Consider the following 17,590-nt stretch of genomic DNA (forward strand, 5'->3'; position numbering starts at 1 on the left):
TTTCGAGAAACAGACTCTTCGAGCCGGAGTTCACCGTCCTAATCACCGTCCTAATGGGGGATTTCGGCACCGTCCTAACGCCGAAAACGTCAGCAAAATGCCCGATCAGCGCCTCGCTCTAACGGACAAAATTCTCATCGGCATGCCCTTCGCCAGAAGCGGGCAGATCGTGGTCCGCGACACCGAACAACCCGGCTTCGCGGCGCGGATCGGCGCCTCGACCAAGACCTTCATCATCCAGGCTGATCTGCGCCGCGACGACGGCACGCGCTCAACCATCAAGATGAAGGTCTGCGAGGTCGGCGAGTTGAACACGCGCGCCGCACGCGCGAAGGCGAGGGGACTCCTGCTGCTCATTGCCGCTGGCGAGGATCCGCGTCCCAAGAAGAAGGTGGAGATTCTGGCCGCGGCCAAGGCCGCCGAGAAGGCCGAGGACGAGGCTGCGCGCGCCGCGCCGTTGGGCGTCCCGACGCTGCGGGAAGCCTGGTCGCGGTTCAGGGTCTCCCACCTCGAACGGAAACAGCGCAGCCCCGCCACGATCCGGGGGTACACCGATCATATGGAGCGTTTGTTCGCGGACTGGCTCGACCGGCCGCTCTCCGAGCTCGGTGACGAGCCTCGCCTCCTGGCGGATCGTCACGACCTGATCAGCGCGAACAACGGGCCCGCCATCGCCAACGGCGCCATGCGCACCTTCCGCGCCGTCTACAATCACGCCCGCAAGACGTGCCGTGCGCTTCCGTCGGAGAACCCGGCGGCCGCCGTCGACTGGAACCCGGAGAAGCGCAGGGACACCGCTATGGGGGTCACAGACCTGCCGGGCTGGTTCGACCAGCTTGCCAGGATCACGAACCCGATCCGCCGCGAGTTCCATTTGATGACCCTGCTGTCGGGGTCCCGGCCGGAGGTGCTCAAGAACGTCCGCGTCACCGATCTGGATCTGAAACACCGGATCATGCACATGTCCAAGCCCAAGGGCGGGGAGATGAAAGCCTTCGACATCCCCCTGTCCCGGGCGATGATGGAGTCGATTTTCCGGCTGCGCCGGATCGGCCCAATCATCTATCCGGACAGCGGCCGGGTGTGGCTGTTCCCCAGCGACGCGCCGTGCGGCCACATGACCGAGCACAAGGAAGATCGGTCGGTGTTGAGCCACTGGGGAAACGATCTGCGGCAGACCTACCGCACGCTCGCCCAGGCCGCCGAGGTCTGCGAGGTCGATATGCATCTGCTGATGAACCACGCCCTCCCGGGCGTGAACTCGGGCTACATCACGCGATCCAAGCTGATGCGGGATCATCTGCGCGCCCAGCAGGAGCGATTGTCAGTCTTCTTCATCGGCGCCGCGGTAAAACGCGGGCGTCCGTCCAGTGACGAACTGAGCCGGTGGCTCAACAGCACCAGTCGCACTTTGCTGGACGATCTGATGGCGGAAGATCCGGATGCAGTTCGGCTGAAGGCCGGACCTCGGGCAGCGATCCGCAAGCTTGAGGTTCAGGCGGCGCGCCTGGCCGTGCATGCCCTGCCGTCGGTTTTGATCGATGCGCCGTCCCGGCGAAGCCGGACCTCAACCACCCGCCCGTAACCGAGGCGCGCTCAAACAAGGCGACGGGCGGTCGACTTAGAGCACCGTCCTCAGTGACGGATCGATGGATTTGCGCCAGTCCGCGCCGACGCCGGCGGCGTCGGCGAACTCCGGCCACCGCTCGACCGCGTCGCGGACCTCCTGGACGATCGCCCGGGCGCGGCGCGCATTGATCGACGCGGTGCGGGCGCTGGAGTCGAAATCGTCGAAGGTGAAGCCGTCGCGCTTTCCGTTCATCGACATCTGATGCCGCGCCGTCCACAGGCCGGTCGGATTGTAGCTCCAGGTGATGTCGTAGGCCGGTGACAGCGACCAGGCGCCGGATCGGTCCATCAGGAAGGCGATGTTCTTGACGTGGTCGTCCTGATTGCGGGCGATGATGTTGAAGGCCATGCGCCGGTACTGTTCCTCGATCGCCGCCATGGGCAGGCCCAGTTGGCGGATGACCAGGAATGCCTGTTCGTAGGCATAGGCGTTCGGGTCGCAGAAATCGTAGTGGGCCACCGCCGCCAGCGACTGCATGTGCAGCTTGCCGCCGCCGGGCAGGCGGTCGAACCGCTTGGTCATGAAGTGACGCCGGCCGCCCTCTTCGAGCAGGCGGCATTCGGCCATCTGAACCCCGGCCGCGGCGGCCATCCGCGCATAGGCGTACTCCACCGCGCCATAGCCTTCCGGATCGGCCAGTTCGCGATCCTTGTTGTTCTTCACCCCGTCGAACTTGAGCAGCCAGTAGTCGAAGCCGTCCCCGGCCTCGACCTGGCCCGACCGCACCTCGTTGGTGGCGGCGTTCCAGGCGATGACCGCCTTGGCGCGGGCGCCGCCGGCCGAGGTGCCGACCCGAAGGATCTCGCGCAAGGCGTCGGCCTTCTTGCTGTCGGCGAACGATGTCTGAAGGTCGTTGCGGTGGCTGAGCACCTCCGAAGCCAGCGCGACCAGGGCGTCGATCTGGATCTTGGCTGCCTTGCGGGGCCGGGGGCCGACCGCCGGCGCGAACTCCAGCGCGCCCATGCCGCGCGGCCCGGTGTAGCAGAGGCGTTCGACGGCGTTGAAACTCTCCGGCGTGCGGCCCTGCGTCGCCAGCCAGGCGTTGATGAGGGTGTTGCCGTACTTGTCGGGGAGGGAATCCGCCAGCATCCCCGGCAGACCATGGAAGCTCTCGCGGTTCAGGCCCGGAAAGCTGAAGACCTGCGGGCCGAGTGGCATCATCAGCGGCGCCACCTGGATGCCGCTTGTGGCGAAGGCCGGGTCGTAGGCAAAGGTCGCGACCTCCGCGCCGTCCTCCAGTGAGACAGCGCCGATCCGGCGGCCCCAAAGGCGGACCTCGGCGAGGGTCGTCACGTTTCGTCTCCCCAAGTCCAAGGCGCGCCGCTGCCGGCGCCGCTATCGGCGTCCGGCCGCGCGCGTTGACGGGTCTTGCCTTGTCGTTCCAGCAGGTCGATCGGATTGGGGGGCGTTTCAGCAACCAGGCGGTCAAGCCCTTCGAGCTTGTCGAGCGCGCGCAGGCAGCGGATGAGATTGGCGACCTGGACAGATCCGCCATCTTCCAGCCGCTCGATCGTCCGTTTGGAGACGCCTGCGGCCAGGGCGAACTGCGCCTGCGTCATCGCCTTCGCCAGCCGGGCTTCGGCCATGCGACGGCCAAACTCCTCGAGAACCGCATCGTCTGTGGTAAGGTTCGTGATCTTCATAATTCGCCACCTTCGGCGAGATATATGGGGTATCAGGATTTAAGTCGTCAATAATGGCGATTTAAAGGGCGATATTCACATATCGCATAAATCGCCACTTATGGCGAGATATCTCGATACTTCTCCCTATGTCGCCAGAAGTGACGACTTGCGGCTAATCATGCGACCGCGAGGTATTTGCGTGCAAGCGCGTCAGTTTGCGACCGCCAGCCTCATCGTCACACGGTGGCCGACGATCAGTCGGGGCGGGGCCGAAACAACGCGCGTCCCTCGTTGACGCGATCCATCACGCCGCCGCCCAGGCGCAGGTCGAGCATCAGCATCAGGTCCGTCACATCGGCATACTGGATCGCGGCGCCGCGCCGCAGATTGGCGGCGGTCTGGCTCGGCTGGCCATGCAGCGCAACCGCCCAGCGTTCGGAGACGGCGGCGCTGGAATTGGCCGAGCGCCAGGTCGGGGTCAGGCGGACGAACCGAAAGCCTTTGAGCCGGGCGACGCGACGGTTCATCGCGTGGCTCAGAACCTGGTCGCGGAGCGCGTGATCGGGGAAGGCGGCGCACCACGCCTGCCGGTACCGGGTGCAGGTCACATCGACCCAAAGCTGCAGGGGCTGATGCAGGATCTCGCTGCCGGCTAGGGCCCAGACCGGAAGGCGCGGGTCGGGCGCCTCCGGCCGACGCGCGCGACCAGCAACGCCCTGCGCTGGCCGCCGACGGCCTGCAGAACGTCGCCGACATAGGTCGTGACCGCCGTCTCGTCGACAGCAGCGATCGGCACATGCAGGCAGGCCGCCAGGCCGTAGCGGTACAGGGCGATCTCGTCGATCATGGGCCCGGGTATACCGGCAAGACCGCTCGATCCCTTATCCCCAGTTGATACGGGGCAGAACATCTGCGGAGAAGGCCCTGATGGCCTCGGCCGAAGGCGATCCCTGCGGAGAGGGCAAGGGCGTGGGCCCGCTATCCAGAGGCGCGAGACGATCGGCCAGAGATGTAAGCGTGCGCATGCGGTCCCGGGCGGCGTCCAGGGTTTCCCCTTGCGACATCCGTCCATAGCGGCCGACAACCTCACGCCATGCGAAGGCCCAGTCTCCCGGCTTCCGCCCGAGGAAATAGTGGTAGGTTTGCCGCGGCGCGATCGCGACGGCCAATCGTCCGTGGTAGGCGGTGATCGAGGGGGCGACCTTCTCCGCTGCGGCCGCCGCCGTCCTGAGCCGTTCGAGATCCGGGATATGCTGGCGGTTGGGGCCGGCGTCGCTGCAGAGCCTCATATCCTCCAGCGTCAGCCCCAGCGCCCTGGGCGCGGCGCCCGCTTCCTGGGACCTGAGCCAACCCAGAAGAGAGGCACAACAATCACAGATGAAGCGACTTTCGTGAGCCACGACAACGGCGTCGGCCTGGCATGAAGTCGGGCACGGTCCATACAGATAGGTGGTGTGAGGCCGGATATCGCCGGACCAACGGCGGCCCGACTTCCTGGACCGTCGCAGAATGTCGGCGCGATCTCTGTCGCACGCGGCGCAGCGCCAATCCGGACCAGCCAACACCCAGTTCGCCGGATACTGTCCGCCGTCATGCGCCGCCACCTCCTGCGGGGTCGGTCGGGGTCCGGCCTTGTCGGTCCTGGGGCGCGAGGCGCCGACGCCGTCCCGGGCGATCGAGCGGTTGACGAGTGCGTCGCGCGCGACACCGATCGCGTCATAGGCGCCGTCTGCCCGCATCAGCGCCTGATGCGCCATGGCATCATAGCTGAAGGGCCAGCCCGGGACGCCACGTGTTCGTTCCCGGGTGATCGCACCCTGATGGATATGCTCCAGCAGGTGATCGGCCAAAGCGATCCGCTGTTGGAAGTCCGACCGTTCCGTCTCCCAGATCTCCTGCGCCTGGTCGGCGTCGACGTCGTGCTTCCTATTGGGATGAGGCTTGATGAAGGAGGCGATCTCGCCGAGGCGGAAACTGAAATAGGCATCGATCCGGGATGATCGCGACTTGGCCTCGGCGTCCGCCGTGTTGCACTCCTCGCAGACCAAAGTGCGCTGAAACCGTTCGATCATCACCGAGCCGGAGTGTTCGAGCTCATAGGTCCCTGGGGGAATTCCGCGAGGCCATTCCTTGCCGTAACGCGCCTGGAGGCGGTGGGCCATGTATTCGTGGATATGGTCATGGTGCTCGTGCAGATGCGCCATCAACACCCCGTTCGTGTTCATCCGCACCAGTTCGACCTTGGCGCGTAGGCAGCAGGGGCAAGCCCACCATTGGGGAACGCCGGCCCAGTTCTGGTCGAGGTCCAGCCCGGTGGCGCCGTGCGCCTTGATCAGCGCGTGGGTTTGACGCGACCAGCGACCGTCGAGTTCGGGAAACAGCGCTTCAAGCTCCTCGTCCGTCGCGGACGCGACATCCGGGATATTCAGATCGAAGGTCTGCCAGTTCATGTCGCGATCCCGGAGCAGGCGAATCGCCGCTCACGCCCAGTTCGATTCAACGCCGACGCTACGACATAAACGGTCGCGTCGAAGACAGCTCCGCCGCCCAGGTCGACAGAGCTAAGGGCTCCGCCCTCGCGCGGGTCAGGGTGAAGCGGCTTCGCCGCCGGACCGACCGGTCTCCCCGACCTTCCGCGCCGGCGATCGTCATCATGATCATCATCAGGGTCAGGCTTGTGCAGGTCGGGCGATCCCCCTCCGGACGGTCCGCCCTGGCCCTTGCTACCCCGGTCTCGCCGACGGGCAGGGTTTCAGGCGCGCAGTTCGCGTGCCTGCAACCCACGCACAAAGGAGGTAGACATGACTGCTCAGTCCACCGAAACCGTCGCGACCGAGGCGACCACCCCCGCGCACGGCGCGGAAATCACCGTGCCGCTCAATCGGCTCAAGGCTTCGCCGAAGAATGCGAGGAAGACGCCCCACAGCCCGGCGACCATCGAGGCCTTCGCGGCCTCGATCAGGGCCAAGGGGGTGTTGCAGCCGCCCGTGGTCGAGGTCGAGCGGGACGGGGAGGGTGTTCCGACCGGGAACTACCTCGTCACCATCGGCGAGGGGCGCCGTCAGGGGCTTCGGCTGCTGGCCAAGCGCAAGGCGATCAAGCGCACCCATCCTGTGCGCGTGATCGTGGACTCCGAGAACGACGCCCATGAGATCAGCCTCGACGAGAACATGACACGCGAGGCCATGCATCCCGCCGATCAGTTCGAGGCCTTCCAGCGGCTGGCCGTCGAGAAGGGCTATGGCCCCGAGGAGATCGGCGTCCGGTTCGGGGTGACCGCCCATGTCGTGCGTCAGCGCCTTCGGCTCGGGTCAGCGGCTCCGGAGCTGATGGCGGCTTACCGGGCCGGGACGCTGACGCTGGACCAGTTGACCGCCTTCTGCGTCAGCGATGATCAGGACCGGCAGCGGCAGGTGCTGGAGCAGGTCGGCCCCCATACCCCGGCCTACGCTATCCGCCGCGCCATGACCGAGGCCAAGGTGAGCGTCGGCGACCGGCGCGTCCGCTTCGTAGGCGTCGAGGCCTATGAGGCCGAAGGCGGGGGAATCCTCCGGGATTTGTTCACCGAGGACGGCGGCGGCTGGCTGGAGGACGTGGTCCTGCTGGACCGGCTGGTCAGCGAGAAGCTGGCCGGGCTGGCCGACGAGGCGCGCGAGCGGGAGGGCTGGAAGTGGGCGGAGCCCGCCCTGGACTATCCGGACGTCTCGGCCTTTGGGCGGGTCTATCCGGTGGCCGTCGAACGGTCGGAGGCGGACACCGCCGAGATCACGGCTCTGTCGGAGGAGTATGACCGGATCGTCTCCGAGGCGGGCGCGGAGGGGCTGTCGCCCGAAGCGGATGCGCGGCTGGAGGAGATCGACAAGGCCTTGCAGGCCTTCGGCCCTGACTTCGACTACGCCGCCGAAGCCAAGGCGCGAGCTGGCGTCATGGTGATGCTCGGCCACGACGGACTGGCCCGTTTCGAGCGCGGACTGGTTCGCGCCGAGGACGCGGTGGTGCCGCCGCCGGAGGTGGAGGCGGTCGAGGACAACGGTGGCGATGCCGACGCCGAGAGAGGTGGCCGCGCGTCGCAGCCGGAAGAGGTCGGGAGCGCCCTGTCCGACCGGCTGGTCATCGACCTCACGGCCCACAAGACCATGGGCCTGCGCGACGCGGTACAGGCCGATGTGGGCGCGGCACTGGCGACCGTGGTTCACGCCTTGACGCTGCAGGTCTTCTATCCGGGATATGGCCTCGGGACGCCGCTTCAGCTTCGACTGTCCGTCAGCGGTCTGGAGCGGCTGGCGCCGGGGGTGGATGACGGCCCTGCCGGTCGGCGGGTTCGCGACCGGTGCGAGGCTTGGGGCGCGCGACTGCCCGAGCGGGCCGAGGACCTGTGGGGTGTGGTGTTCGGGTTGGCGCCATCGGACCAGTTGGACCTAATGGCCTGCTGCGCCGGGGTCGGCCTCTACGCCGTGCGAGACCCCCACGACCGGCGACCCGGCGCCTTGGCGCATGCGGAGACGCTGGCGACGGTGGTCGGCCTCGATATGACCGGGACGTGGTCGGCGACGGCGGCCAGCTACTTCACGCGCGTTCCGAAGACGCGGGTGCTGGAGGCGGTGACGGAGGCCGTCAATGCGGAGGAGGCGGGCCGGATCGCCGGGTTCAGGAAGAGCGACATGGCTGAGGCGGCGGAACGGCTGGTGGAGGGTAAGGGGTGGCTGCCCGTTCCGCTGCGGACGGTGTCGGATGCGGCGGAGCCGGAGGACCAAGTCGCTGACGCGCCCAGCGACGACGCCTATTCGTTCGCGGCTGAATAGCCGCCGCTGAAACCGGGAAAACTTGCCGCGCGCCCTTTTGGGGCGCGCGGCTTTTTGCTGAGCAGTCGCTTCAACTCATCAGCGCCACGCGGCAGAGCAGCCAGAAGCGGGTCACTGTAAGACGGCGGCTAGCGGATCGCTTTGAGCCTTTGATGGGAAACGGGGGTCCACTCGGACCGTCCATTTTCGCCGTCCGTCACTGGCCAAATATAGACTTCGCTCAAGCTCCAACTTGGCTTCTGTACGAAATGGAAGAAGGCGCTGAGATCGGACTGGTGGCCCAGTCCGGTGCGGCCGAACTGGGCATACAGCATGACGGCGCCGGCGCTCAGCGCGGATATCACGTTCTTCAATGTGGCCTGTGAGAAGGCCGCCTCCCGGTCATGCTTGACCGCATTGTACGCCTCGTACCAGGGTAATTCCCGGCTCGGGGAGCCGGTGAGTCCCCATGCCTCGAACGGGCTGACAGGTTCGAGGTCTGGATAGGTCGGAAACCGCACTTCGTAATCGCGCAGCTTCAGAATGTCGGCGAGCACGACATAGTCTGCGGTCGTCAGACGGCTTTTCGTTGCCCCATTGGCGACGAGAATGCCGCGCCATTGAGCCTCGACCTCTGTACAGGCGAGGATCAGAAGATTGCGGATGTCATGGCCGTAGGCGTCAAGGTTGGCGCCTTTCGGCTGAACCGTCTGACAAATGCGCTCCAGTTGGCGAAGTAAGGTTCGGGCCTGGGTTCGAGCATCGGCCGTGAGGGCCGGGTTCAGTTCTCCAGATCGGTTCCACAGTCCCATGTCCGGCCGGGCGCGCATCAGAGGGCGCGCAATGCGAGGGTGGTATTCGCCCGGCGGCAGACAGGTTTCATGGAAGGGATTGGCGCCGTCCGGCTCGAACCAGGGCGTGTTCCTGCGGATCGCCGTCCAGACATCTTCACCCGGATCGGCCTGGAAGTAGCCAAATCCGGACTGTTCTGCGTTTGAGATTGTTCGGTTGATCGCGCGATGGGCGTCGATCTCCCACAGCTCTTCCATGGTGTCCGGCGAGGGTTGGCGAAGGTAGAAGGTCATCGCCTCGGTCTAGCGCTATGGGCCCAAGCCGTCACGGCTCGCGTAAGCTCCGCCCATCGCGCCGCGGACGATTGTTCGCTTGCTGTCCCTTTCAGCTTCGGCGAGAATCCGGACATGAAGAAAAACCTCGATCATCTGCCACCGCGCAAACAGGCCGAACTCCGTCAGGTGGTCGAGACCGTGCGCGCCGCGTTCGAGGAGGCGATCTCGACCCGCCGCGCCGCGCGGCTCAAGGACGGCAAGATCCTCAAGGTCATCCTCTACGGAAGCTATGCGCGCGGCGACTGGGTGCATGACCCGGTCGGGCGCTACTTCTCGGATTTCGACCTTTTGATCGTCGTCGATCATGAGGACCTGACCGACGGCGAATTCTGGTACGAGGCCGAAAACCGGACCATGCCCATCGGGCCTGACATCCGCACGCCCGTCAGCCTCATCGTCCATTCGCTCGACGACGTGAACGAGCAACTGGATCGCGGTCGCTACTTCTTCGCCGACATCGTGCGTGAGGGCGTGCTGCTCCATGACACGCCGGGCGCCAAGCTGCACAAGCCTACGGACTTCAAGGCGGTCGTGGCGCTGGAGGAGGCCGAGCGGCACTATACGAAGTGGATGACGACGGCGGCCGGGGCACAGTCGGGGGCTAAGTTCTACATCGAAGCGGGCAACCAAAACTGGGCCGCGTTTCTACTGCATCAAGCTGCAGAGCACCTGTACCACTGCGTTCTGCTGGTCGCGACGCTCTACAGCAGCAAGGCCCACAACCTCGCTTTCCTTCGCAAGAAGGCCGAGGCCATCGACCCCCGTCTCGCGGAGGCCTGGCCTGGCGAGACCAAGTTCGAACGCCGCTGTTTCGAGCTCCTGCGCGAGGCCTATGTGAAGGCGCGCTACTCCGAACACTACAAGATCAGCGCCGAGGAACTGGCTTGGCTGACCGAACGGGTTGATGTGCTGCGGGGGCTGACCGTGACGGTCTGTCAGGAACGCCTTGGCCAGCTGCGGGACGAAGCTGACGGCGCCGATGATCAGCCATAGCGCTTAGACGAGATGTCCGGTCAGACAGAGCTTCCCCGGTACAGCGGCGCGGCCACGATCATTCGCTACGCTGTTTACGTGCATCGCGGGATCATCCCCGCCGAGGATTGGCGTGAAACCTTCGACGGCGGGTCGGTCCTCGTCACCTCGTCTCCGGAACGCGCGATCGCGGAGGGGCTGCCGCCAGCGGCGCATCGGCCGCCCATCGGATCGATTCTCGGCGGTCCGCCTCCGCCAGCCTGGAGCGCCGACGGCGCGGTTGAACGATTGAGGGCGCGGCGTCGTTCGGGCGGCGCCGTCTGTATCCGTCTTGAGCGTGCCTGCAGCCATGTCGAAATGACGCTGGGCTGGCGCGACGCGGTCGGCCTGGGCTTCCCGATCGGGGCGACCGAGGCCGAAGTGGCCGATCTGGTTTCCGAAGAGACCCGGGTGCTCACCGCACTTTCGCTGAGCATCCCCGCTAACCAATCCCCCGAGTTCGGCCTGTTCGATCGCACCACCCTTGTGCGCATTCCGACGGACGACCGGCCTGTGAGCGTCGTGACAATCACGCCGCCGACGGCCAGCGCCTGGGCCGCGGGACGCGAAGACACGGTCGATCGCGATCGTTTCCGAGGCGTGCTCGCGGCTGAAACGCTGTCCGACCTGGGTCTCCTTCATTCCGCCTTTGATCACACGGTGAGCCCGCTGCCCGGCTTCCTGGCCGCGTGGGCGGCCATCGAACGGGTCATCAACGGCGCCTTCCAGGCCAACCTTGCAAGGATCGAACGCGGAGCGCCGGGCATAATCCATCCTCTGATCGCCAAGGTTCTCGAGCGGCGGACGGCGGAAGACTACCGACCCAGCATCACCGACAACTTTCTGCTGACCTGTTTCGGCTGGGGCTCAGACGATCTGGAGGCCGACGCGCGGACCTTCAAGCAGGTCAATCGCCTCAGACAGGGCATCTACCATCGCGGCGATCTGGCGGACCTCCACCGCGCGCGTGATGAGGCATCGACCCTGCTGCGCCGCCTTCTGACCCTTCAGATGACCACCTCGACCTCGCCTGAGGAATCCTGAAAGGCGTTTCGACTGTCCCGCCGGCGGCTCGTCTGGGTGACCTGATCGAGGATGGCGCCTGCGCCATGCCGACCACGGAGCGGGAGCGGATATCGCCCCCTGCCACGGCCGCCGGATCATGCTTCTGCGGCCCCAGGCGGGCACGGCCTGGCTCGATCTTCAGCGTCCCGAGTCTTATGCAGGGTCGGCTCTGCCCACACAGCGCCTCGACGTCGAGACTTTCTTCCCGATCACGGCCTGAGCCTGAACGACCGAGGGGGTGAGCGACCGGTCGTGTGCCGCCGGCGGTGTTGGAGGCGGCGGCCACCGTCTCGCATCCTTTTCGCGCCAGCCGGCGCGGCCTCTCGATGAGGCGGATCTGACCGAAGCCCGGTCGGCTGGCGCAACCGCTTTCGCGACTTTCATCCCCGGCCTGACGGCCTTCCTCGCGAAACAAGAAAGTCTCTCATCGCGGTCCTTCGCTTCGCTGTGGGGGCTCGCTTCGCTCTCCCTGCGCGCCGCTCGAACTTCGGTCTGCCGATCGCCATCGAGGCCGCGGCAGGCGTGGCCCGAAGCAAAGGAGAGACTGACATGGCCACCATCGGCACCTTCACCACTCAAGGCGACGGCTACACCGGTTCGATCAAGACCCTCACCCTCAACGTCAAGGCGGCGGTCCTGCGGCCCAACGAGAAGAGCGACGACAAGGCCCCCGACTTCCGGATGTTCGCCGGCCAGACGGAGTTCGGCGCCGCCTGGAAGAAGACGAGCCAGCAGAACCGCGACTACCTCTCGGTCAAGCTCGACGATCCCAGCTTCCCGGCGCCGATCTACGCATCCCTGGTGGAGGTTGAGGGCGGACACAGCCTGATCTGGTCCCGCTGACCCAAGAGCCGCGGCGGCGCGGAGATCGCGCCGCCGCTCCTTCTTCCCACAATCCGTTTCGAGGAGGCCGCCATGAAGCGTCCCGCCGCTCCCGCACGCCCGGACATCCACGCCCGGATCACCCAACAGATCGTCAGTCAGCTTGAGGCCGGGGTTCGGCCCTGGACCCAACCCTGGAAGACCAAGACCTCCGTCAGCCGCCCGCTGCGCCATGACGGCACGCCCTACAATGGCATCAATGTCGTCCTGCTCTGGGGCGAGGCGGCCGACCGCGGATACACACGGTCGACCTGGTTGACCTTCCGCCAGGCGCTGGCCCTCGGCGCCCACGTCCGCAAGGGTGAGCGCGGAGCAACGGTCGTCTACGCCAACCAGATCGTCCGCGACGAGACCGACGACACGGGAGCGGATGTCCAGCAGCGCATCCCCTTCCTGAAGGCCTACACGGTTTTCAACGTCGACCAGATCGAAGGCCTGCCCGATCGCTACGACGAGCCCGAGACGGTCGGGATCAATCCGGATGAGCGGATCGCCCGCATCGACGCCTTCTTCGAGCACTGCGGCGCCGAGGTTCGCCACGGCGGAGGCAGCGCCTACTACGCGCCGGGTTCGGACCATGTGCAGATGCCGCCGTTCGAATGCTTCGAGACGGCGGACGCCTACTACAGCACTCTCGGTCACGAGATGACCCACTGGACCCGGCACCCGACCCGTCTTGATCGGGACTTCGGCCGCCAACGCTTCGGGGATGCTGGCTATGCGCGCGAGGAACTCGTCGCCGAACTGGGCGCGGCCTTCCTTTGCGCCGACCTTGGGTTGGCGCTTGAACCTCGGGAGGACCACGCGGCCTATATGGGGTCGTGGCTCAAGGTGCTTCGCGACGACAAGCGGTTCATCGTTTCGGCCGCGGCCCACGCCCAGAGAGCGGTCGCCTGGCTGCAGGCCCTACAGCCTCCGCCCTGAGGGCCTCGGTCAGCATGGCGTCGTTGAGCGGCATGCCTTAGGAGAGCGCCGTCTCGCCCTGGGTGTTTACGTCCGGCGGCGCGGTCAGGGCCTTCGTCAGGGCGTCGATCGCCCCAACGACGCTCTCGAGCATGACGCGGCCCTGGACCGTCGCGGGCGTCGCCGCCTCGATGGAAAGACGCTCCAGCGCCGAACTCACGTCTGAGCCGAGGTGCGCGTCGGCCAGACGAAGGTCGTAGAGGCCGAACAGCGGACCCATAAGCGCTCTAGCCTGCGGTTCGCCGACACGGCCCGCGGCGAGGCCTTCGAGCGCTTTCAGAGCTTTGACATCGCCCAGAACCTGGCCCCGTGAGACGGCGGCATTGCGAACGGCGGTCACGTCCACCCGCTCGATGAACATCCGCGTGAGATCCTTGGCCAGCGCCAGGAGGCCGTCCGGTTCGGCAGCCCGGAACCGATGCGATCGCGTCAGGAGGGTTTCGACCGATGCATGTGGTCGCAGGAGAGGCGGCCCGAAGGCTTCCCGGAACGTATCGTCGAGGGACCGTATGACGGCGGGCAGGGCGTGTTCGGGGGCGATGGTGTCGGCGGGGTCCACCATCATTTGCACTTGGAAGAGTTCCGCCGAGACGGGGCCATCGACGGCGACGCTGTGGGCGGCCCAGATGCGTCGCTCCCAAGTCTGGAGGCGACCGACGTCCTTGGCGAAGACATTGATCAGCCCCTTGGCGTTGATGCCGAAATGCAGCGGGGCCTCGGCAGCGCCGAGCACGCCCGTCTCGGCGCTGGCCCAGCGCAGCCTGCTGCCGCGGTGGCGCAGCAGATGGCTGGCCAGACTCGGCTCGAAATACAGCCAGTCGATACCTCGCTGCAGCCGGTCAGGCGGCACGCGGTCGCCTCGCGGGCCGGACGCGAAAGCGATGGGATTGGGTCAGGATCGCCGCGGACGCGCGGGCTGAAGTCTCCGGGCTCGAACCATTCGGTCCGCCAGAGGGCGCCTGCGATCCGGAACCCCTCGCCGGGCACACCTAGGTTGCGCTGAGTCGCGATCCGGCCTTCGTGCGTGTCGCGGCCCTTCTCCAGAGCGAAGCCTTCTTCAGGCCAGGAGAAGGTCGGGGCCGACGGCGTCACCACGATCCGCTCATGGTAGCTGGAGAGGTAGAGTGTCATGCTACGGGCTGCGAGGTAGTCGGCCAGAAACTCGGCCCGGATTTCAAGGCGAACCGGACGGTCATCCTCTCTGATCAGGCGGATGACCTCGACCCATCCTTCTTCCGGCCGGAACCAGGTGTCTCCGTCTCGGGACAGACGGAGAGCCAGCACCACGTCCGAATGAAGGTGCCAGACCCCGTCGGCCGCGCCCTCCAGGTCCTGGTCGATGACCAAGTTAATCCCGAGCGGCTCCTCGAACCGGTTGTCCAGGTAGATGTCGGCTGGATGATAGCCGTCGGTCCAGACGTGAGCCCTGTGCGGCTGCAGGTTGAGATCGCTCCAATCCAGACGGCCGGCATTCTCGCTTTGACCTGCATAGACAGCCAGCGTGGCCACGCCCGTAAAAACGCTCGCGGAGATCAGATCCGCCGGCGTGTCGAGATCGACGTCGCTGTTCTCACGCAAGGGGATCCAGGTCCGACTCGCGCTGGCCGGGACATCGGCCATCTCGAAATAGGTCTGGTTCAGCATGTCAATTCTCCGCCCCTCGCGCCTGCGTCGTCTCGAACGCCGTGATGGCCTTTGTCTGCTCGGTAATTAGAGCCTGAAAGGCTTCGAACGCAGCGTAGCAATGGCTGCACTCCACATCGAGCAGGTCCGCGACCTTGTTCAGATCGAGGGCAGGCGTGCCGCCGATCCCGTACTCGACCCTGCCGGTTTCGGCGTCGGTGCGCCGCGTGACCGTATTGCTCAGTCCCAGGAGGAGGCGGGGCGAAAAGCGATGATTGTAGGCGTTGCGGAAGTCGTGCGTCTGGACCTTGAACCGGCTGCCTGCGATCGGTTCGACCTTGAGCTTGAACCGCCGGTAGGTCCTCCAGCCTTTGCCGAACGGTTCGACATCGTTGAAATATAGGTTCTTCGTCGGAAACTCGTCTTTCCAGTTCCTCAGGTCCTTGGACATGTTCGCTTGGTGGGACAGGTTGGCGGCCGCAACCGCAAACCTGGATTTGATCGCGTAGGGCGCGGACAACGCCGCGATGCCGAGGATGCCGATGAACTCGTGCGCGACCTCCATCTTGGCGTCGTCGCCCATGGGCTCGACGACCGCGGCCCAGGCGCGCAATCGGCTCACGTGGTGGGTAAGGTCATTGATGATGTTCGCCAGATCCGTGGCGTAGTCATCAAGCATGCTGGAGTAGACCATCCACATGCCGCTGATAGGGTTGGGCAGCGTCCACCAGCGATAGGGCATGAAGCGCTTTTCGACATCTGAAGCGTCCAGCGCGGAACGGTAGTCGGCATAGACCGCAGCGAGACGGGCGGACCTCTCGAGGCTAAAATCGTCGGCCATCAAGACCTCCCGTTCTGGCGCTGTCGTCAATCCACAGTGCCACCATTTAGCCGTGGCCAAGCGGCGGCTGACCAGCGCGCGTCACGAGACTGGAGGCGATCGTTCGATCTTCACAATGCATCGTCAGTCGACGACGCGCCGCCCTGGCTGGGGCGCCCTTCAGGGCGGCGGGCGAGCGGCCGGCTTCGGTCGCCGAGGGGAGGGCGGTCAGCACCGAAGGTCTACGGGGCGAAGGGGGTGACGGTCTAGGGCAGGATAGGCTTTGCGCCGGCATTGTCAGACACATCACCTCGCTCATGGACCGCCTCACCGTACGCCTCCCGACCGATCTGATCCGACGCTTCGACGCCGCAGCGGCCGAGCGGGGCGGTCGGTCGCGTTTCCTGCGTCGACTCATTGAGCGCGCCGCACAGGCCGCCCTTCCAGAGCTCGCCGCCCCGTCCGTGACCCGGCTCGATTCGAAATTGTCTCTCCGTCTGGCCCCCGACGACATGGCGCTGCTGGAGCTCGAGGCGGCTCGCACGGGCCTGTCCCGGACCCAATGGACGGTCGCCTTGATCCGACGGCGGCTTCATGAGCGGCCGCAGCTATCGCCGTCCGAAGCCATCGCCTTCATAGGCATCCAGCGCGAGTTGCGACGCATCGGTGTCAACGTGAACCAGATCGCCAGGGCGCTGAACACCGCCGTTCTCGAGGGCAAGGTGCTCGATCTGGAAGTCGCCCAACTCGGCGATTTCGCAGTCGAGATCCGCGCTCATCTCGGCGGGGTCCACGACGCCTTCAAGGGCAACCTCCACTATTGGTCGGACCGCTGATGGCGGACTTCGTCCAGGTTCGTGGGTTCGAGGAAGCGGTGCGTCCGCCCGTCCAACAAAGGCGCGCGCGCCTGACCGATCCGCCAGGGCAGATCGCACAGTCCCGCCCCGACATGACCCCCCGCGCGCGGCTCGATCGGATCGCCCGACGCGTGCCGGAGGTGATGGTCAAAATCACTGGGCGGACCCGCGACGGCGGTCACCTCCAAAACCATCTCGCCTATATCGGGCGGAACGGAAAACTTCCGCTCGAGGGGCCGGACGGCGAGCGGATTCAGTCCCGAGCCGATGTCGGTAGGCTCGTTGGAGATTGGATGGCGGAGGTCGCGGCGGATCCACGTCGTCGCAAGGACAGCGCGGTCAGCCTGTCCATTGTGCTCAGCATGCCACCTGGCACGGACCCGTTCCGCATGCACGATGCGTCGCGGGCCTTCGCCAGCCAGATGTTCGGCGACAGCCATCCCTATGTCTTCGCCTTCCACACCGATGAGCGGCATCCCCATGTCCATCTGACGGTTCAGACCCTTGGCGACGACGGACGCAAGCTCAACCCGCGCAAGGCCGATCTCGAGCAGTGGCGGCAGAGCTTTGCGGCCGCTCTGCGGGATCGCGGGGTGGAGGCTGAGGCGACGCCGAGGCGGACGCGAGGCATCGTGCGCAAGGCGGAGCTGGGCGTTCTCCGGAGAATTCGGTCTCGCTTCAGCCAGGGCCAAGGCGAACCGCCCAACGTCGACGTGGCGGCCGTGAGGGAGGCGCTCGACAAGGCCAGACAGACCCCGTGGATCGAGGCGGGTCGAGCGCGACAGGCGGATGTCCACCGCTATTTCACAGCCCAAGCACTTGCGTTGTCCCGTTCAGATCGGGAGGAGGATCGTGAGTTGGGCGCGGCGCTCGCGGCGTTCGTGAAGGACATGCCGCCGGTTCGGACTCGCGGGGAGGAGATTTCGGCAAAGATCGACCTTCGTCGGCAACCGCAGGACCACGAAAGACGCACCGGCCAAAAATCGCGCCCACGCTAAACGAAAGTCAGGCGTTTCCGGGCCATGGACGCGCGATAGCGATCATGGCCATTCCGAGCGTCGACAAGCACGCGAAAGCTCCGATTTCAAGTCGTTGTCAGAGCGGCAGGCGGCGCTAGGTTCTGCACAGAGCGGCCCTAGGCGCATCACTTGCGCTGGCAACGAAGTCCATCGCGCGGAATAGTAGACGACAGATCACCCGTGGGCC

General features: G+C 65.9%; 19 protein-coding genes. 10 read left to right on the plus strand and 9 right to left on the minus strand.

Annotation, left to right across the window (positions count from 1 at the left end; all coding sequences use genetic code 11):
* The first annotated feature begins 97 nt into the window (after nucleotides 1–97).
* On the plus strand, nucleotides 98–1,585 hold the full coding sequence (locus tag GGR13_RS13095) for an integrase arm-type DNA-binding domain-containing protein (protein ID WP_183213985.1): 1,488 nt from the start codon (nucleotides 98–100) through the stop codon (nucleotides 1,583–1,585).
* A 36-nt stretch (nucleotides 1,586–1,621) separates the two neighbouring features.
* Here the strand turns inward: GGR13_RS13095 and GGR13_RS13100 are convergent, their stop codons facing one another.
* The 3 genes from GGR13_RS13100 to GGR13_RS13110 all read right to left on the minus strand — a co-directional run bounded on the left by GGR13_RS13100 (nucleotide 1,622) and on the right by GGR13_RS13110 (nucleotide 3,782).
* A complete protein-coding gene (locus GGR13_RS13100; RefSeq protein WP_183213986.1) occupies nucleotides 1,622–2,923 on the minus strand; it encodes a HipA domain-containing protein in 1,302 nt (433 codons plus the stop codon).
* On the minus strand, nucleotides 2,920–3,273 hold the full coding sequence (locus GGR13_RS13105) for a helix-turn-helix domain-containing protein (protein ID WP_183213987.1): 354 nt from the start codon (nucleotides 3,271–3,273) through the stop codon (nucleotides 2,920–2,922). The genes GGR13_RS13100 and GGR13_RS13105 overlap by 4 nt, the downstream gene beginning before the upstream one ends.
* A gap of 236 nt (nucleotides 3,274–3,509) precedes the next feature.
* Complete coding sequence (locus tag GGR13_RS13110; protein WP_183213988.1) at nucleotides 3,510–3,782, minus strand: hypothetical protein; 273 nt, start codon at nucleotides 3,780–3,782, stop codon at nucleotides 3,510–3,512.
* 3 nt (nucleotides 3,783–3,785) lie between these two features.
* Between GGR13_RS13110 and GGR13_RS16775 the strand changes: the two genes are divergently transcribed.
* A complete protein-coding gene (locus GGR13_RS16775; RefSeq protein WP_281380593.1) occupies nucleotides 3,786–3,911 on the plus strand; it encodes a hypothetical protein in 126 nt (41 codons plus the stop codon).
* Here the strand turns inward: GGR13_RS16775 and GGR13_RS13115 are convergent.
* Together GGR13_RS13115 and GGR13_RS13120 are read right to left on the minus strand one after the other, a co-directional pair.
* On the minus strand, nucleotides 3,908–4,102 hold the full coding sequence (locus tag GGR13_RS13115) for a hypothetical protein (RefSeq protein WP_183213989.1): 195 nt from the start codon (nucleotides 4,100–4,102) through the stop codon (nucleotides 3,908–3,910). The genes GGR13_RS16775 and GGR13_RS13115 overlap by 4 nt on opposite strands.
* A gap of 34 nt (nucleotides 4,103–4,136) precedes the next feature.
* A complete protein-coding gene (locus tag GGR13_RS13120) occupies nucleotides 4,137–5,705 on the minus strand; it encodes a hypothetical protein (RefSeq protein ID WP_183213990.1) in 1,569 nt (522 codons plus the stop codon).
* A gap of 351 nt (nucleotides 5,706–6,056) precedes the next feature.
* Here GGR13_RS13120 and GGR13_RS13125 point away from each other — a divergent pair, with 351 nt between their 5' ends.
* Nucleotides 6,057–8,057, plus strand: a complete 2,001-nt coding sequence (locus GGR13_RS13125) for a ParB/RepB/Spo0J family partition protein (protein WP_183213991.1) — start codon at nucleotides 6,057–6,059, stop codon at nucleotides 8,055–8,057.
* A 128-nt stretch (nucleotides 8,058–8,185) separates the two neighbouring features.
* On the opposite strand, the gene GGR13_RS13130 is transcribed toward GGR13_RS13125, so the two are convergent.
* Nucleotides 8,186–9,121, minus strand: a complete 936-nt coding sequence (locus GGR13_RS13130) for a hypothetical protein (protein ID WP_183213992.1) — start codon at nucleotides 9,119–9,121, stop codon at nucleotides 8,186–8,188.
* Between the two features lie 114 nt (nucleotides 9,122–9,235).
* Here GGR13_RS13130 and GGR13_RS13135 point away from each other — a divergent pair, with 114 nt between their 5' ends.
* From GGR13_RS13135 to GGR13_RS13150, 5 genes are all read left to right on the plus strand, one after another.
* Nucleotides 9,236–10,156 carry a HEPN domain-containing protein gene (locus GGR13_RS13135; RefSeq protein WP_183213993.1) on the plus strand — a complete coding sequence of 307 codons (921 nt, stop codon included), beginning with the start codon at nucleotides 9,236–9,238 and terminating at the stop codon, nucleotides 10,154–10,156.
* Between the two features lie 12 nt (nucleotides 10,157–10,168).
* Complete coding sequence (locus tag GGR13_RS13140) at nucleotides 10,169–11,218, plus strand: hypothetical protein (protein ID WP_183213994.1); 1,050 nt, start codon at nucleotides 10,169–10,171, stop codon at nucleotides 11,216–11,218.
* 118 nt (nucleotides 11,219–11,336) lie between these two features.
* Entirely contained in the window at nucleotides 11,337–11,459 is a 123-nt protein-coding gene (locus tag GGR13_RS16780) for a hypothetical protein (RefSeq protein WP_281380594.1), read from the plus strand.
* 329 nt (nucleotides 11,460–11,788) lie between these two features.
* Nucleotides 11,789–12,082 carry a DUF736 domain-containing protein gene (locus tag GGR13_RS13145; protein ID WP_183213995.1) on the plus strand — a complete coding sequence of 98 codons (294 nt, stop codon included), beginning with the start codon at nucleotides 11,789–11,791 and terminating at the stop codon, nucleotides 12,080–12,082.
* 72 nt (nucleotides 12,083–12,154) lie between these two features.
* Entirely contained in the window at nucleotides 12,155–13,045 is an 891-nt protein-coding gene (locus GGR13_RS13150; RefSeq protein WP_183213996.1) for an ArdC family protein, read from the plus strand.
* Nucleotides 13,046–13,082: 37 nt separating this feature from the next.
* On the opposite strand, the gene GGR13_RS16665 is transcribed toward GGR13_RS13150, so the two are convergent.
* Genes GGR13_RS16665 through GGR13_RS13160 form a run of 3 tightly spaced genes read right to left on the minus strand, consistent with a single transcriptional unit; the run spans nucleotide 13,083 to nucleotide 15,551 of the window.
* Entirely contained in the window at nucleotides 13,083–13,817 is a 735-nt protein-coding gene (locus tag GGR13_RS16665; protein ID WP_246347840.1) for a hypothetical protein, read from the minus strand.
* The gene (locus GGR13_RS16670) at nucleotides 13,763–14,728 is read right to left on the minus strand and encodes a hypothetical protein (protein WP_246347841.1); all 966 of its coding nucleotides are present in this window, start codon (nucleotides 14,726–14,728) and stop codon (nucleotides 13,763–13,765) included. Before GGR13_RS16670 ends, GGR13_RS16665 begins: the two co-directional genes overlap by 55 nt.
* A gap of 1 nt (nucleotide 14,729) precedes the next feature.
* Nucleotides 14,730–15,551: an integrase gene (locus GGR13_RS13160; RefSeq protein ID WP_183213997.1), complete on the minus strand. Its 822-nt coding sequence runs from the start codon at nucleotides 15,549–15,551 to the stop codon at nucleotides 14,730–14,732.
* Nucleotides 15,552–15,844: 293 nt separating this feature from the next.
* Here GGR13_RS13160 and mobC point away from each other — a divergent pair, with 293 nt between their 5' ends.
* Together mobC and GGR13_RS13170 are read left to right on the plus strand one after the other, a co-directional pair.
* The gene (mobC, locus tag GGR13_RS13165; RefSeq protein ID WP_183213998.1) at nucleotides 15,845–16,363 is read left to right on the plus strand and encodes a plasmid mobilization relaxosome protein MobC; all 519 of its coding nucleotides are present in this window, start codon (nucleotides 15,845–15,847) and stop codon (nucleotides 16,361–16,363) included.
* Nucleotides 16,363–17,382: a relaxase/mobilization nuclease domain-containing protein gene (locus GGR13_RS13170; RefSeq protein ID WP_183213999.1), complete on the plus strand. Its 1,020-nt coding sequence runs from the start codon at nucleotides 16,363–16,365 to the stop codon at nucleotides 17,380–17,382. The genes mobC and GGR13_RS13170 overlap by 1 nt, the downstream gene beginning before the upstream one ends.
* Nucleotides 17,383–17,590 lie beyond the last annotated feature (208 nt).

Source organism: Brevundimonas variabilis (genome assembly GCF_014199945.1).
GTDB classification, from domain to species: Bacteria; Pseudomonadota; Alphaproteobacteria; order Caulobacterales; family Caulobacteraceae; genus Brevundimonas; species Brevundimonas variabilis.